Source organism: Lacibacter cauensis, from assembly GCF_007830055.1.
In the GTDB taxonomy this organism is placed as follows: domain Bacteria; phylum Bacteroidota; class Bacteroidia; order Chitinophagales; family Chitinophagaceae; genus Lacibacter; species Lacibacter cauensis.
Genome location: NZ_VLLE01000003.1, coordinates 295,369 through 312,083 on the forward strand (window position 1 = coordinate 295,369; position 16,715 = coordinate 312,083).

Sequence of the window (16,715 nt, forward strand, 5' to 3'; positions counted from 1 at the left end):
TACAAACCTAAATGAAATAATGGTTCCTTCAAACTAAGTAAAAGTCTGTAGTTGTATCATCGGCACTCACACGCTTATGTTACTGAACCACGCAGTTAGAAAGATCAGCAGTGAAACAACGTAAAGTTTGTTTATTTGCACAACCAGCATGCTGTTTAACCGAACCAACATACATCTGTTCATTTTTTGTGCTGCCGTATTACTCATGGTAATTGGTTTTTTATGCAGCCGTGCTTTACTCAGTATTGGTACAATTGTACTCATTACAAATGCATTTATTCAGGGCGATTTAAACGAACGTTTCCGCAAATTCAGTTCCGATAAGCTATCTGTCGCCATCAGTTGTTTGTTTGTGCTGCCTTTTCTTTCCGGTTTGTGGAGCAGCAACAAAGAAGAATGGGCTGCAATGATGCAGGATAAGCTCCCGTTATTATTACTTCCGTTTGCGTTAGTACTGCAAAAAGGAATAAAACAGCAACAGCTTGTATGGTTTAAACTGCTTTGGATAGGGGCGATGTTTGCAGGTTCGGTATGGAGCACTATACAGTACCTGACAGCATTGACGCATTTCAATGAAGCGTACCGGTTTTCGCAAACAATTCCCACGCCTGCGGCAAACGATCATATACGTTTCAGTATGGGTATTGTTATAGCTTTGTTGTTTTGGTTAAAACTCGAAGAAGGAAAGAAAATAACTACCCGGTTACTTACGCTATTGGTACGTGCTGTTGCATTGTGGTTTATTGTTTATTTACATCTGCTCGGCGCTAAAACAGGGTTACTTGGGCTGTACGTGGTTGTACTTCCTTTGTTGATTACGCAACTGTATAAAACAGGTAAACGAAAAATTGCAGCCCTTGTAACCACGATGGGATTATTCCTGCCGCTACTGGCCTATACAGTTCTCCCTACATTTCGTTTGCGTGTACACTATGTGCTGTTTGAACGGTTGAACTGGAGTACACAGGCGTTTGCAGGAAACTTCAGCGACGAAAACCGCTGGCGAAGTATACAAAGCGGCTGGTATTTGTTTACACACAACTGGCTTACCGGCGTGGGTTATGGCGATGTAAAATCGCAGACTGCTGCGTGGTATGCAACACATGCACCTGCTGTTGCAGCAACGCAACAGTTTTTACCGCTTAACCAATGGCTAATGAGCGGAAGTGGTGCCGGTATTACTGCTTTGTTGCTCTTTGGTACTGTTGCATTACTGCCTTTCTTTTTAAAAAAATGGAAACAACATCAACAGGCATTGGCCTTTGTACTGTTCATGAATCTGGTGTTTTTGTACGAAAGCACAATTGATGATCAGTTGGGTGTGTTTGTATATTGTTTTTTTATCCTATATTGGAATTGTACGATCAACCTTGAGAAAAACGAACTACTGAAATGCAACCCATCTCCGTTGTAATAATTACAAAAAATGCAGCACACCTGTTAGCGCCCACACTGCAAAGTGTAAGGCAGTTAACAGACAGTATTATTGTGTGCGATACAGGCAGCAATGATGCGACCATACCCGTTGCCAAAAAAAACGGCGCCAGGGTAATTGAAGAAAAGTGGCGGGGGCATGGGCTTACCAAAAACATTGCCAACGAACAGGCCGATTATGATTGGATATTGCAGATTGATGCCGATGAAATCGTAGATCAACAACTGCTCGATTCGTTGCTGCATCTTGATTTATCGAATGAAAAACTGGTGTTTACTGTACGGCGGAAAAACTTTTTTGCAGAAAAGCTCATACGTTTTGGCCAATGGCGGCACGATGAACCGATAAGGCTGTTTAACCGCAACCAAGCCATTTGGAATGAAGATGCGATACATGAAAAACTGATTTATGAAGAAGGCTGTGAAGTAAAAAAGCTGAAAGGGGCCCTGCTGCATAAAACAGTACAAACGGTAGAGCAGTACAGGGAAAAGATGAACAACTATGCAGTTAAAAGTGGTGAGCAGTATTTTAAAGATGGGGTAAAAGGCGTTTCGTTTAAACTCCTGTTCTCGCATTTGTTTAACTTCTTTCATAATTACATTCTGCGGTTGGGTATACTGGATGGCAGAGAAGGATTGATTATTGCGCTTACCAATTCGAAATACACCAAAATAAAATACAAAACACTGCAGCGTTTACAAAAGCAGCAGAAACCGTAATGCGTTTCTTTGTTATTTTGTACAGAGAACCACTTGTATGACCAACTTTATTCCCATCTTTCCTTTAAGTATAATTGTTTTTCCCGGCGAAAATTTAAACCTGCACATTTTTGAACCCCGGTACAAACAGCTTATTACCGAGTGCTTCGAACAAAAGAAGCCATTTGGTATACCGGCAGTGGTAAACAAAGAACTGAAAGAGCTGGGTACATTGGTGGAAGTAAGTGAAATACGCAAAGTGTACGACGATGGCAAGATGGATATTACAACACGTGGTATAAAAGTATTTCGTACACTGGAGCTGGTGCGGACTATACCCGATAAACTCTACAGCGGAGCAATAGTAACCTACCCCGATGATCTTGATGATGGCAGCCGCCTGCAAATGCAAAAAGTAGTGCAGGGCATTAAGGAATTGCACAAACTTTTACAGGTAAGTAAAGATTTTAAAAAGCCGGAAGACGAGTTAAAGTCGTTCGACGTAGCACACCACATTGGCCTCAACGCAAATGAAGAATACGAACTGTTGGGCCTCTTCAGAGAAGCACAACGGCAGGAATATTTAAAACGCCACCTCAACAAGGTTATTCCCTTGCTTTCGGAAATGGAAGGCCTCAAAGAAAAAGTAAAACTCAACGGCCATTTCAGGAATTTGCAGTCGTTCGATTTTGACCTGTAACTTCGCTCTATGTCCACCACCATTTGTTTCGACTTCGGGAACACCCGTTTAAAAGCGGCAGTGTTCCATGAGCGGGAGCTCAAAGAAATCAGCATTCTTCCGGATGACGAGCGTACAACAATCGAAGCCCTGCTGCAGAAATACCAGCCGCAGTTTACCATTCTGTCATCGGTCATCAACCACAGCGAAACAGTGGAGCATGTGTTGGCGCATTACAGCAACTTCCATAAATTATCGCATGTAACGAAGCTGCCGTTTACCACACCGGTGGGTAAGCCCGAAACCATTGGTGCCGATCGGTTGGCACTTTGTGCAGCAGCCGTACATCTTTTTCCCAACAGTAATAACCTGGCTATTGGGCTGGGCACTTGTATTACCTACAACTTCATCAATAACCAGAACCAGTTTTTAGGCGGCAGTATATCGCCGGGGCTCGAAATGCGGTTTAAAGCCATGCATGGCCTCACAGCCAAACTGCCATTGGTAAATATGGAGTGGAATTTCCCCCTAATTGGCTACGATACCAAAACCAACCTCCTCAGCGGGGTGGCCTGGGGTATGGCCAAGGAAATTGATGGTATCATTGATGCCTACGCCGAAAAGTACGGGAACTTTAACGTGCAATTAACCGGGGGCGATACGCTTCATTTTGCTCCTCTGCTCAAAAACCAGATATTTGCAGACCCTCAACTAATCTTTAAAGGACTGTATGCAATCAGTGAGTTTAATCGGTAAGCGTGTTTCGTTGTTGTTCGTGCTAGCATTAGCAATCGTTTCTCAGGTACAATCGCAGGATAATTCGCCCTGGAGCCGCTATGGTTTAGGCGATATTGTTCCGTCAGGTAACATTGTAAACAGAGGCATGGGCCACATTGGTGCTGCATACAGCGATTACCAAACTATCAACTTCGTAAACCCCGCATCCTACAGTCGTTTTGGCCTGCAGCGCTCTATTCTCGATATCGGTATCGACATCAACAGCCGTAAGCTGAGCGATAACAAAGGAAGCTCCTATACCTCTAACAATGCGGTGGTTCCTTACCTCGCAGCCGGTTTTCAAATAAAACCTCCCAAGGCAAAATACGACTGGGGCCTGGCTTTTGGTCTGCGACCGTTAACCAAAGTGAGTTACAATATTGTTTCGGGCAGCCGTTTAAATGCAGGCGACAGCGTTCTTTCCATTTACGAAGGAAGTGGCGGCAGCTACCAGGCTTTTGTTGGTTCGGCTATCGGTATTAAAAACTTAAGCATTGGTTTCAATACCGGCTACCGTTTTGGTACAGCCGATTACATTACAAGAGTAAGTATACTCAACGATACCGTACCCGACAGGTACCGGAACGGTCAAAAGAAAATCGGTAATAAATTTGGTGCAGCATTTTTAGAAGTGGGTCTGCAATACCGCATTAAACTCGGTCTCGATACTGCCAGAAAACGTGCAAGCTTTTTACAACTGGGTGCGTATACAAGCTTACAAGGTAAAATGAGAGGCACCCGAGACGAGGTACTGGAAGGTGTTTTTGTAATTGGTACTTCTGTTGGTAACGATACGGTTGTTTCAAAAGCCAATATGCCTACTACGCAGCTGTATCCATCTACTTATGGTTTTGGTGCCATGTACGAGTTTGAAGGAAAGACCAGCTTGCGTATTGGTGCCGATCTGGTCTTGAGCAAATGGGCCGATTACCAATACAATGGTGCAAAGGATAATAACCTCCAGAACGGATGGCAGGTAAAAACCGGTGCACAGTTTATACCCGATATTACAGGCCGTTCAAAATCGTACTGGAACCAGGTAATGTACCGTACCGGTTTCAATTATGGTCTTGAGCCATACAAGGTAAATGGCGATATGAACAGCTATGGTATTACGTTCGGCGTAGGCTTACCTATCCGCCGTTATTCGTATGCTGAATACAACAAGAATAACATTGTCAATGCAGCAGTAGAGTTTGGCCAGCGTGGTAACCGTACCATGTTGCTCCGTGAAAACTATTTCCGTTTTTCGGTAAGTTTCTCACTCAGCGATATCTGGTTCATCAAACGTAAATATGAGTAATCGTTTACACCATATCACCGCATTAAAAAAAGCAGCAGCACTAATCATGGGCTGCTTTTTTTTCATGGCCTGCGAAAACAGTCTCGACCAGATTCGCCAGATGCAGCAACAAAAGCTGTCGGTAGATGAAGTAAAAGGCGTAACCAGTTTTCTGAGCCAGGCAGGTGTGGTAAAAGCAAAACTAACGGCGCCCTATATGCTCCGTTATTTCGACAGCGTGCCGAGGGTTGAATTTCCCCGTTCGCTGCATGTAGATTTTTACGACGACAGCACCCGCATTAAAAGCTACCTCAACGCCAAAAAGGCCGAATACTACGAGCAGCAGGGCCGTGTTATTTTGCGTGACAGTGTGGTGGTAATAAGTATTGATGGCGATACCTTAAAAACAGATGAACTGTTCTGGGAGCAGAACCTGCATAAACTCTATACCACCAGGGATGTGGAGATTCGTCAGCGTACCAAAACCATCTTCGGCAAAGGCTTCGAAAGCGATGAGCAGCTGAAAAACTTTAAACTCGACTCCATTACCGGAATTTTATTGGTAGGCGCTTCTAAATTTGCAGGCAATTAATGCAACTGCATGTTCTCTTGTACCTGTTGAACATGATCAATCTGCTGCCAACCGCATAAAACAGATACAATCGAAAACCAAAATGAGTTGTCTTTGTTAAATACAAATGGTACAAGCAATTAAAACAATCTTTGCAACAAAACCACGTTTATCCGAGTAGTAAACCAACCATCAACGTACTAACCATACTTGCTTATGAGCATTGAAAAAGACATCCTCCAAACCCGGAAATTCCGGAACGAACATCATAAATGCGTGGTGAATCTTATTTACACACACAACTGGGTAACCGAACAGTTAAAACTGGTTCTGGAAGAAGAAGAACTTACATTACAACAGTACAATATCCTGCGCATTTTACGTGGCAGCGATACACCCCTTTCAACCTTGCAGATACGTGAACGTATGCTCGACAAAATGAGCGATACCAGCCGTATTGTAGACCGGTTGATTTTAAAAAACCTGGCACTCAAAAGCATTAATAAAAAAGACAAGCGATTGGTTGATGTGAAAATTTCAGCAAAGGGAAAACGGCTGTTACAAAAACTCGATCAAACGGCGAACAACATCGACAACGTTTTGAAGAATGTTTCTGAAACAGATGCAAGAGAATTGAACCGCCTGCTCGATAAAGTGCGTGGTTCTGTTTAAATTTAACCATGCTAAGATGCCTTTTATCGTTCGCAGCACTTTGCTTTGCTCTTTATCTTTCTGCACAAACAAAACAGGAGTTTCGTGCTGTATGGATCGCTACTGTTGACAATATCGACTGGCCTTCGAAAAAAGGATTACCTGTCGATTCACAAAAAGCAGAGTTCATCCGCATACTCGATCTGCACAAACGCAATGGTATGAATGCTGTGGTAATGCAGGTACGTCCTGCAACGGATGCATTCTATCCATCGCCTTACGAACCATGGAGCGAATGGTTAAGCGGTGTACAGGGTAAACCACCTTCGCCTTATTACGATCCTTTGGAGTTTATGATAACGGAAACACACAAACGTGGAATGGAGTTTCATGCATGGTGCAATCCTTATCGTGCCGATTTCAGTATTGGCAAAGCCTCTATTGCACCCTCGCATATTACACGCATGCATCCTGCCTGGTTTGTAGATTACGGAGGCAAGAAATATTTCGATCCCGGGAATAAAGAAGCACAGGCGTTTGTGGTGGAAGTGATTCGTGATATAACAGAGCGTTATGCTGTAGATGCTATTCACTTCGACGATTATTTTTATCCCTATCGTATTGCAGGCTTGGAATTTCCCGATGCACTTACATACAAACAATCTGGTAACAGCTTGTCGAAAGACGATTGGCGACGAAGCAATGTCGATTCGATCATTGTGGCGTTGAGTCGGATGATCAAACAAACAAAACCTGCTGTAAAGTTTGGCATCAGTCCGTTTGGTGTTTGGCGCAACAAGGATAAAGATCCGCTGGGCAGTGCTACCAATGCCGGACAAACCAACTACGACGATCTGTATGCAGATATTCTCTTATGGTTGCGCAACGGATGGATCGACTATGTAGCACCGCAACTCTATTGGGAGTTTGGTCATAAAGCAGCTCCTTACGAAGTGTTAATTGATTGGTGGAGTAAACATACCTATGGTAAACATTGTTACATTGGACTGGGTATTTATCGTGCAGGCAGTAACGATGCATGGAAAGACAGTACGCTTATTCCACGACAGATCGAACTGCTGCGCAACACACCCAATATGCACGGTATGATTTTCTTCAGCAGTAAAACATTCAATAAAAATCCAAACGGATGGAACGATAGCTTGCGCACAAATTATTTTAAAGAACCGGCTTTGATTCCGGAGATGAATTGGTTACCTAAAAAGCATTAACGATGGCAACAAACGAAAAACCGAAAGTTCAGCAGTCAATCAGCGAAATAAAATTTTTAGAAGGTCCACAAAGCCGTTTACGTGAATTCCGCTTTGCATGGAAAGTAATGATGGAGTTTGTAAAAGGGTTCCGCAGCCTCACATTTGTAGGTCCATGCGTTACCATCTTCGGATCGGCACGTTATAACGAGGGACATGAATACTATGACCTTACCCGCAAGGTAGGTGCCGAAGTTGCAAAGATGGGTTTTACGGTGATGACAGGTGGTGGCCCCGGTTTAATGGAAGCAGCCAATCGTGGTGCAAAAGATGTTGGCGGACGAAGTGTTGGCTGTAACATTGTATTACCACACGAGCAGGAGCCTAATCCATATCTCGACCGTTGGGTGGATATCCGTTACTTCTTTGTACGTAAAACACTGCTCATAAAATATTCCTACGCTTTTATTTGTATGCCCGGTGGGTTTGGTACGTTGGATGAGTTGTTTGAATCCATCACACTTATTCAAACAAAAAAGATCAAAGACTTTCCGGTAATTGTAATGGGTAAAGAGTTTCATAAAGAAATGATGGAGCATGTACAATTAATGAAGCAACGGGGAACCATTTCTCCCGATGATGATCAACTCTTTGTTGTTACAGACTCGGTAGAAGAAGCCATACAGGTGCTGAAAGAAAAAAGTATCAAACGTTTCCATCTTCGTCCGGAAAAACAACGGCCGTTCCGTTGGTTGTTCGAACGCCGGTATTGGTTAAACAAGCGGTAGCAGGTAGATTATTCGGTTGTTGCTTTTCGTTTATTCACGAAAAATACGCCGGTAAAAATGAGTACTGCTGCAATGAGTTTGGCTGCAGTAAGTGCTTCGTGAAAATAGAGAATGGAAATAACAGCTGAAAAAAGCGGCTGCAGGTAAATGTAGGCACCAACAGCAGAAGCGCTTAGATGCTGCAAACCATACACCGTAAAATAGTAAGCAAGAAAGGTTGCGCCGATCACCACAAAGGCGAGAGCAGCAAAATGCGATACGTTGAAACTGCTCCAGGCAATGGCTGCAAAATCGTTCCAGCAAAAAGGAAAAATCATGACCAGCCCGAAAGTAAACACCCAGCGTACCACATGTACAGGACTGTACTTTTGCATCAGCGGTTTTACCAGCACATAATAGAAAGCATAAAACACAGCATTGATGAGAATATAAATATCACCCAGCAGCATATTGCTGCCGATATCGTTCTGTTCTCTGCCTAATATCAGTAAGGCAGCTCCGCCAATGGCTGCCAGCAGACCGGTGATTTTCAGAACAGTAATCTTTTCAGATCGTAAAGCAAACCCCAGCAGTAAAATAAAAACAGGTGTTGCAAGGATTAGCAGTGCTGCATGAATAGGTGTGGTTAAGGTCAGTCCTTTAATAAACATTAACTGGTTAACAGCAACACCGGTAAATGCACACAACAAAAAACGACCAATATCTTTTTTTTCAATACCGGCTTTGAGTGGCTTTAATGCAAACAATAACCAGAATAACAAAACGGCTACACCTACACGAATGAGATTGAGGCCAAACGGTTTCACCAACGAAGGTGAAATATATTTTACTACGCTGAAATTAATGCCAAACAATAAGTTGGTGGTTAATACTGCCCAATGTGCTTTGATGGTTTCCTGCTTCATTAACCTGGTTGAAGAATGAAGCTGCAAAAGTAACGGAAAGCAAAATGAAACAGAGAAGAATGCAACACCATGTGAACTGTGATTATTGCTTTGCAAGCAACAAATCCAGTTGTCTGATAAGAACTGGTTTAAATTCTTCAAAACTGGTAGTGGCAAAAGGGTGTTGATAGTTAAATGCAGCAGCCGTTTGTAATACACGTTGTAGTGTAACTTCTTTTTGTTGCAGGTAAGGAAAGAGCTGCAGCAACTGCATGTGTTGTGCAAGGTATTCCTGTTCGGGCTGGCCGGGTGTTGGAATAAGCACCGCCTTCTTTTGCAGATGAACAAGATCCATTAAACTCGTATAACCACTGCGGCACACAACCGACTTTGCAGCACAGATGGTTTCCTGTAACTGTTGTGCAGACAGGTGCGCATGCACCGTTACATGAGCAGGAACGTTGAAGGAAGTTGTTTCATTGGGTAAGCCCCGAACAAGTACCGTCTTTCCCTGGAAGCTGTGTAATGATTGCAGCAGTTGTGTTTCAAGAATTGTTCGTTGCGGTTCGGGGCCTGAAAGCATGATAAGCAGATCAATTTCTTCCTTTACCTCTACACGCTGCATGCGGCTGAGCAAACCCATGTAAACAGGTTGTACCAATGGTTTGGCAGGGTGCGCAAGTTCGCCTGCAAGATTGGTGGCAGCGGCTGTATCGGGTACCCATACCGCAGTAAATTTTTTCATGTACACCGTATGCAAGCGCTGCAGGATACGGTTCATCCATTTGCCTTTGCCCGAATGAATGAGTAATTGATGCGTGATGTAAACAGAAGGAACAGCCTTGCTGTAAAAGCCTGGCCGGTTATCGCTGATGATAAGATCAAACTGTTCCTGTTGCAACAGTTTTTGCAGCCATTGCTGTTCGTAACGAATGCTGTTGAAAATCGACGGCAGCTGTTGTGCAATGTTCAGAAACAGGGAAGCACCTTTACCATAACGGATATGATAACCCTTCAGCTGTTTTACTTCGATGTTGGGGAACTCCTGCAGCAGCAGTTTTTCAGGGGCACCACTGGTCGCCAGCACCACCTCGCAGCCAAGTTCCTGTAAAAAACGGATGAGGGGAATACAACGGGTAGCATGGCCCAGCCCCCAATCGAGGGGCGACAGCAGAATCCGTGTATTTTTTAAACCGTTCATCGGGTGCCAAACAATAATTGTGCGGGAAAGTAGTTATTTTACAAATCACCGATTAAACAAATATCCAATGATCCGTAAAAATTTTGTGAGTTTGCAGATGCAGCGTTCAACTAAAATTATTTTTCTATTGTTAGTTACTGTGGCACTGTTTTTCGGAACAGGATGTAGTGCATCAAAGAAAAACAGTTGCGGCTGTCCCAACAAAAAAGGGATGGTGGGTTATTAAACAAATTGTTATCTGTTAGTTATGAAGAGGAATCAGCGGAGAGATCTTCTGGTGCTGCTCAATAATCACCAACGCAGCCAGGAAGCCATCGATCACGAAGTGGAATGGTTACACGAACTGTTGTACCATGTGGAAGAACTGGAAAACTTCTGCAAGGCACACGAGGTAATTGATTTGAACCGGTATAAAATTTACAGGCAAACCGGTAAGGTAAAGATGGCGGTGCTCCGCAGGGATTTCAAAGCATTCGAATTCATCAACAATAAGAACTAAGAAATCAGAATATAGAAGATAGAATACAGAAAAGGGAGATGGTAAGCCATCTCCCTTTTCTATCTGCTAAATGCTAGCTTCTATATTCTTCTTTAAAGAAACTTATCACCCTTATTCCGCTTCACTTCGGCTACGTATTCTTTAATCTCCTGTTCTTTTTCTTTTTTACAGATCAGCAATACATCGGCGGTATCTACTACAATAAAATCATCGAGACCCTGCAGCAACACCAACTTTTTATCGTTGGCATGCACTACGTTTTTGGTGGCATCAATGATCATCACATTTTTACCGGCCACGGCGTTGCCAAAGTAATCCTTCTCCATGTTTTCATACGCACTGTTCCAGGTACCGAGATCACTCCAGCCAAAAGACGATGGCATCACATACACATTATCGGCTTTTTCCATAATGCCATAGTCGATGGAAATATTGGTACACTGCGGATAAATGCGTTCAACAGCTTCCTGTTCATTAGCCGTGTTGAAATGCTCCTGCTCGGCAACAAACACTTCGTTCATTTCCGGTAAAAACTTTTCAAATGCTTTGATGATGTTCTTCACCTTCCACACAAAAATGCCGGCGTTCCATAAGAAGTCGCCGCTGGCTAAAAAGGTTTTCGCCAGTTCAAGATTGGGCTTTTCGGTAAAGGTCTTCACCTTGTACACGCTGTCGGCAACAGGCATGGCTTCATGCTGTATATAACCGTAACCGGTATTGGCGTAGGTTGGCTTAATACCCAGTGTAACCAGTGCGTTGATGTTGTTGACAAAATCGAACGCATCGGTACATACTTTGGTAAAAGCAGGTGCATCGAGAATCAGATGATCAGCCGGTGCACAAATCAATAACCCATCGTTGTTGATCTTTTGCAGCTTGTGGGCAATATACGCCACACAGGGAGCTGTGTTTTTCCGGCTGGGCTCGCACAAAATATTGGCTGCCGGTAAATCGGGCAGCTGTTCCTGTACAATAGAAGCATATTCTGCCGATGTAACCACGTAAATATTCTCGTTGGGAATAAACTGCAGGTAGCGGTCGTAGGTACTTTGGATAAGCGTACGACCGGTATGTAAAATATCTAAAAACTGTTTGGGGTAAGCGGTGCGGCTCATGGGCCAGAACCGGCTGCCGATACCGCCGGCCATGATGGCTACAAAATGATTCTTATTCATGGTGCATACTGAGCGGCGAGTAGTGCGTGCTGAGTGGTGAGTTCCATTCACCATTCACCATTCACCATTCACCTTTTAGATCAATCCTTCTTTAATTAAATCGTGCAAATGTATGATGCCCAGGTATTGGTTGTGCTGAACCACCAATAACTGGCTGATATTATTTTTCCGCATCAACTCCATGGCATCAATGGCCAAGGCCTCTGCTTCAATCGTTTTGGGGTTGCGGGTCATAATCTGGTGGGCCTGTACGTCGTTGAACGAACTGTTTTTTTCCAGCATACGGCGCAGATCACCATCGGTAATCACACCCAGCAGTTCGCCGGTTTCGTTCACCACGGCAGTGGCACCGAGCCGCTTCTTCGATATTTCAACAATCACCTCTTTTAACGATGTATCGGCCGCTACTTTCGGCTGTTCGTTGTGGATGTACAGATCGGCCACCCGCAGGTAGAGTTTTTTGCCCAGTGCACCACCGGGGTGGAACTTGGCAAAATCTTCACTCTTAAATCCACGAAGCTCCATCAACGCTACAGCCAGGGCATCACCCATCACCATTTGAGCGGTGGTGCTGCTGGTGGGGGCCAGGTTATTCGGACAGGCTTCCTGGCTGACAGTAGTGTTGAGTACAAAATCGCTCTGCTTGGCGAGGTAGGATTCGGTATTACCAACCATACCAATCACCGGGTTGCCAAAGTTCTTCACCAGCTGGGCAAGCACTTTAATTTCCGGACTTTCACCGCTTTTGCTGATGATCATCACCACATCGTGCTGCAAAATCATCCCCAGGTCACCATGAATGGCTTCGGCTGCATGCAGGTACACGGCGGGTGTACCGGTAGAGTTGAGTGTAGCCACGATCTTTTGCGCAATGACGGCACTTTTGCCGATACCACTCACAATCAGGCGGCCTTTGGCAGCAAGAATGGTACTGCAGATACGGGTAAAATCATCGGTCAGTAAGGCCACAAGTCCTTCAATAGCACCGGCTTCCAGTGCAATGGTGCGGCGGGCAATCTGCAGGGGGTCAATATGCTTATTCTCTTCCATCAGCGGGGCAAACCTAGTGCAATTCAGCAGAACAGAAAAGCTAAACTGCAAAAAACGAAACCCGGCCATTTGTGCATATTTCGGTCTGGCAAATCCGTAAAAATGATTTATCTTATTTGTTGAACTTTTTTAGCAGGTTTTTGGCGAATTGCAAAAGGTAAACCCCGTTCAATTCAGTAACTTCGTGCCCCTTTAGCAAAAAAGCACAGTCTGTGCTTTCGCAACTACTTGCTTTTCAGAAATCCAGTTAGTTAAACCAAGCGTGAAGGAAATTAAGTGATGGCAACAGCAAAGAAAAAAGCCCCTGCAAAAGAGGCAACCGCAACAAAGAAGAAGGAAACCGTTAAAAAAGCCCCCGCTAAATCAACCGGTAAGAAAAAAGCAGCTACCACTGCAGGCATCGACTTGTATGCCGCCGTAAACGAGCATTTCGGCTTCGATGGGTTTAAAGGCACACAGGAACAGGTGATTACCAACCTGCTGGCCGGCCGTGATACGTTTGTAATTATGCCCACCGGTGGCGGTAAAAGTTTGTGCTACCAGTTGCCGGCATTGGTGAGCGAAGGGGTGGCCATTATTGTTAGCCCGCTGATTGCCCTCATGAAAAACCAGGTAGACCTGGTACGCAGCTACAGCAGTAAAGACGATGTGGCGCATTTCCTCAACTCCACTCTTACCAAAAAAGAAATCAAAGAAGTGCATGATGATTTGCTTACGGGCAAAACCAAAATGCTCTACGTAGCACCTGAAACACTCACCAAACAGGAGAATCTCGAATTCTTCAGCGATCTGCAGATCTCATTTTTTGCTGTGGATGAAGCACATTGTATCAGTGAGTGGGGACACGATTTCCGTCCGGAATACAGGAGACTGAAAGAAATGATGGACCAGATTAATCCAGATATTCCCATCATTGCACTAACGGCCACAGCTACACCCAAAGTGCAGAGCGATATTGTGAAGAACCTGGGCTTACGTAATCCCGATATTTTTATTTCTTCCTTCAACAGGGGAAATCTCTACTACGAAATTCAACCCAAGATCAAAAAAGATCAGACGGTAAAAAATATTGTAAAGTTCATTGCACAAAACAAAGGCAAGAGCGGTATCATCTATACCCTCAACCGTAAAACCACCGAAGAGCTGGCCGATCTGCTGATGGCCAACGGCATCAAGGCCGTTGCTTACCACGCCGGTTTCGACGGCAAAGTGCGGGCCGACAGACAGGATCAGTTTCTGAACGAAGATGTGCAGGTCATTGTGGCCACCATTGCCTTTGGAATGGGTATCGATAAACCCGATATCCGTTTTGTGATCCACTACAATATTCCCAAGAGTATTGAAAACTATTACCAGGAAACAGGCCGTGCAGGGCGTGATGGTATGGAAGGAAAATGTATCCTGTATTACTCGCATAAAGATGTAAGCAAACTTGAACACCTGATGCGTGATAAGCCACTCAGCGAACGGGAAGTAACAGCACAGATGATCCAGGAAACCGTAGCGTTTGCCGAGAGCTCGGTGTGCCGCCGTAAAATACTGCTGCACTATTTTGGTGAAGAATACCAGGAAGAGAATTGCGGCAACTGCGATAACTGTCTGCACCCGAAAGAACAGATCGAAGCAAAAGACGAAGCGGTGATTGCACTGAAAGTGATCAAAGCACTCGATGAGCGTTTTGCTACAGAGTATGTGATCCCTGTAATCATGGGTAAGCTTACTCCGCAAATACAGATGTATCGCCACGACCAGCTGGCAGAGTACGGCAGCGGTAAAGAAAAAGACCAGCATTACTGGAACTCAATCATTAGGCAAATGTTGCTGCATGGGTTGATCCAGAAAGATATTGAAGAATACGGTTTGCTCAAGTTTACCAAAGCAGGTGAAGCCTTTCTGAAAAAACCAAAGAGCTTTAAGATTGTACTCAACAATTTATACGAAGAAGCCAATGCCGATGATGATGAAGGTGCAGATGCAGGTGCTGGCGGGTTGGCATCGGACGAGAAATTGTTTGAGATGCTGAAAGAGCTTCGCCAGAAAGAGGCCAAGAAAAAAGGCTTACCTCCTTTTGTAATCTTCCTCGAAAACTCATTGCTCGATATGGCAACCCTTTATCCAACCACTTTAGAAGAGTTGGAAAAATGCCAGGGTGTAAGCAAGGGCAAAGCCATCCGTTACGGCAAACCGTTTGTTGAAATGGTGGCGAAGTATGTAGAGGAGAACGAAATTGAAAAGCCCGATGAGTTTGTGATGAAAAGTGTGGTGAACAAGAGCGGCAACAAAGTATTCCTCATCCAGAATATCGATAAGCGCATACCACTCGAAACCATTGCCAAAAACAAAGGTTGGCGCATGGATGAAATGCTGGAAGAAATGGAAACCATTGCAGCCAGCGGTACCAAGCTGCGTTTAGACTATGCGATAGATGAATGGCTGGATGAATACGAGCAGGAAGAAATTATGGACTACTTCAAAACCTGCAGCACCAGCGATTTAAAAGTAGCGCAGCAGGAACTGGAAGATGGTGGCTATAACTGGGAGCAGCTGAAGATTATGCGCATTAAGTTTTTGAGTGAATACGGCATGTAAGCCCGAAGGAAAAGTACAAGGCACAAGGGGTGAAAAACCAAGGCACAAAATCCAAGGTACAAGGTTGAAAACCCAAGGAGCAAAATCCAAGGTACAAGAGTTAAGCGCAGCGTTCTCTCTAACCTCTGCGTGTAACAATAATGAGCGAAGCGAATTTTCTCTGTGTAAATCGGTGCAATCTGTGAGCAACAACACGAGCGCAGCGAGCCAATGAACAAGGCACAAAGTGAAAACCCAAGGAGCAAAATCCAAGGTACAAGAGTAAAGCTCAGCGTTCTCTCTAACCTCTGCGTGTAACAAAAACGAGCGAAGCAGATTTTCTCTGTGTAAATCGGTGCAATCTGTGAGCAACAGCACGAGCGCAGTGAGCCAATGAACAAGGTACAAGGTTGAAAACCCAAGGAGCAAAATCCAAAGTACAAGAGTTAAGCTCAGCGTTCTCTATAACCTCTGCGTGTAACAAAAACGAGCGAAGCGAATTTTCTCTGTGCAAGTCTGTGCAAGTCTGTGCAATCTGTGAGCAACAGCACGAGCGCAGCGAGCCAATGAACAAGGTACAAGGTTGAAAACCCAAGTACCAAAATCCAAGGTACAAGAGTAAAGCTCAGCGTTCTCTATAACCTCTGCGTGTAACAAAAACGAGCGAAGCGAATTTTCTCTGTGTAAATCTGTGCAATCTGTGAGCAACAGCACTAGCGCAACGAGCCAATGAACAAGCTTCAGGAAAAAAGACACCAGCTCTTTACTCGCAGAACCGAACAGTTATCAAGTAAATCAACACACATAAGCAGAAGGTTCTTTCCTTCTGCTTTTTTTATGCAGCGGAGTTTTATATTTAGTAACGAAACCAAACTTAACTGTATGCTTGAAATTCTCGGACTTATTTATTTTACTCGCCAGATCGGTCCCATTGCCGATCGGAAAGGCGTCAACGCTACCGGTTGGAAAGTAATGGCGGTGCTTGCCTGGCTCATTACAGAAATTACTGTTGCGGTGTTGCTTACCCTCAACGGTGTTGAACAAATGGCGTTATTCTTTTTAGGACCACTCTCCGGCTTGTTGGGGTATTTTATTGTGCGGCAGATCCTGAGCAGCAAACCCGATAAAGACGATGAACTGCTGGCTGAGTTTGGCAAAGACGTACAGCCTTAACAGTGCAAAACCCAACTGAAAATAAAAAACCGATCGCTGTAATAACGATCGGTTTTTTTATGTGTTGCAGTAT

General features: G+C 44.3%; 16 protein-coding genes. 12 read left to right on the plus strand and 4 right to left on the minus strand.

Annotated features, from left to right (window positions below):
• Window positions 1-148: 148 nt before the first annotated feature.
• From IQ13_RS06535 to IQ13_RS06575, 9 genes are all read left to right on the plus strand, one after another.
• A complete protein-coding gene (locus IQ13_RS06535; protein ID WP_144885304.1) occupies window positions 149-1,414 on the plus strand; it encodes an O-antigen ligase family protein in 1,266 nt (421 codons plus the stop codon).
• Window positions 1,393-2,154 carry a glycosyltransferase family 2 protein gene (locus IQ13_RS06540; protein ID WP_144885305.1) on the plus strand — a complete coding sequence of 254 codons (762 nt, stop codon included), beginning with the start codon at window positions 1,393-1,395 and terminating at the stop codon, window positions 2,152-2,154. Before IQ13_RS06535 ends, IQ13_RS06540 begins: the two co-directional genes overlap by 22 nt.
• A gap of 37 nt (window positions 2,155-2,191) precedes the next feature.
• Entirely contained in the window at window positions 2,192-2,833 is a 642-nt protein-coding gene (locus IQ13_RS06545; protein WP_144885306.1) for an LON peptidase substrate-binding domain-containing protein, read from the plus strand.
• Between the two features lie 9 nt (window positions 2,834-2,842).
• Window positions 2,843-3,568 (plus strand): type III pantothenate kinase, encoded by a 726-nt coding sequence (locus IQ13_RS06550; RefSeq protein WP_144885307.1) that lies wholly within the window; start codon window positions 2,843-2,845, stop codon window positions 3,566-3,568.
• Window positions 3,543-4,892 carry a BamG family beta-barrel-assembly machinery protein gene (bamG, locus tag IQ13_RS06555; RefSeq protein ID WP_144885308.1) on the plus strand — a complete coding sequence of 450 codons (1,350 nt, stop codon included), beginning with the start codon at window positions 3,543-3,545 and terminating at the stop codon, window positions 4,890-4,892. The genes IQ13_RS06550 and bamG overlap by 26 nt, the downstream gene beginning before the upstream one ends.
• Window positions 4,885-5,463 (plus strand): LPS export ABC transporter periplasmic protein LptC, encoded by a 579-nt coding sequence (gene lptC / locus IQ13_RS06560; RefSeq protein WP_144885309.1) that lies wholly within the window; start codon window positions 4,885-4,887, stop codon window positions 5,461-5,463. The genes bamG and lptC overlap by 8 nt, the downstream gene beginning before the upstream one ends.
• Before the next feature lie 195 nt (window positions 5,464-5,658).
• Window positions 5,659-6,114: a MarR family winged helix-turn-helix transcriptional regulator gene (locus IQ13_RS06565; protein ID WP_144885310.1), complete on the plus strand. Its 456-nt coding sequence runs from the start codon at window positions 5,659-5,661 to the stop codon at window positions 6,112-6,114.
• 8 nt (window positions 6,115-6,122) lie between these two features.
• A complete protein-coding gene (locus tag IQ13_RS06570) occupies window positions 6,123-7,325 on the plus strand; it encodes a glycoside hydrolase family 10-like protein (protein ID WP_144885311.1) in 1,203 nt (400 codons plus the stop codon).
• A 2-nt stretch (window positions 7,326-7,327) separates the two neighbouring features.
• Window positions 7,328-8,092, plus strand: a complete 765-nt coding sequence (locus IQ13_RS06575; RefSeq protein WP_144885312.1) for an LOG family protein — start codon at window positions 7,328-7,330, stop codon at window positions 8,090-8,092.
• Window positions 8,093-8,100: 8 nt separating this feature from the next.
• On the opposite strand, the gene IQ13_RS06580 is transcribed toward IQ13_RS06575, so the two are convergent.
• On the minus strand, window positions 8,101-8,997 hold the full coding sequence (locus tag IQ13_RS06580) for a DMT family transporter (protein WP_144885313.1): 897 nt from the start codon (window positions 8,995-8,997) through the stop codon (window positions 8,101-8,103).
• A gap of 82 nt (window positions 8,998-9,079) precedes the next feature.
• Entirely contained in the window at window positions 9,080-10,177 is a 1,098-nt protein-coding gene (locus IQ13_RS06585; RefSeq protein ID WP_144885314.1) for a glycosyltransferase, read from the minus strand.
• A 247-nt stretch (window positions 10,178-10,424) separates the two neighbouring features.
• Between IQ13_RS06585 and IQ13_RS06590 the strand changes: the two genes are divergently transcribed.
• On the plus strand, window positions 10,425-10,676 hold the full coding sequence (locus IQ13_RS06590) for a hypothetical protein (protein WP_144885315.1): 252 nt from the start codon (window positions 10,425-10,427) through the stop codon (window positions 10,674-10,676).
• Between the two features lie 92 nt (window positions 10,677-10,768).
• Here the strand turns inward: IQ13_RS06590 and IQ13_RS06595 are convergent, their stop codons facing one another.
• Together IQ13_RS06595 and IQ13_RS06600 are read right to left on the minus strand one after the other, a co-directional pair.
• Window positions 10,769-11,851: a mannose-1-phosphate guanylyltransferase gene (locus IQ13_RS06595; protein ID WP_144885316.1), complete on the minus strand. Its 1,083-nt coding sequence runs from the start codon at window positions 11,849-11,851 to the stop codon at window positions 10,769-10,771.
• Window positions 11,852-11,926: 75 nt separating this feature from the next.
• Entirely contained in the window at window positions 11,927-12,901 is a 975-nt protein-coding gene (locus tag IQ13_RS06600) for a KpsF/GutQ family sugar-phosphate isomerase (RefSeq protein WP_144885317.1), read from the minus strand.
• A gap of 279 nt (window positions 12,902-13,180) precedes the next feature.
• Here IQ13_RS06600 and recQ point away from each other — a divergent pair, with 279 nt between their 5' ends.
• Window positions 13,181-15,490: a DNA helicase RecQ gene (gene recQ / locus IQ13_RS06605; RefSeq protein WP_144885318.1), complete on the plus strand. Its 2,310-nt coding sequence runs from the start codon at window positions 13,181-13,183 to the stop codon at window positions 15,488-15,490.
• A gap of 861 nt (window positions 15,491-16,351) precedes the next feature.
• Window positions 16,352-16,642 carry a hypothetical protein gene (locus IQ13_RS06610; protein WP_144885319.1) on the plus strand — a complete coding sequence of 97 codons (291 nt, stop codon included), beginning with the start codon at window positions 16,352-16,354 and terminating at the stop codon, window positions 16,640-16,642.
• Window positions 16,643-16,715 lie beyond the last annotated feature (73 nt).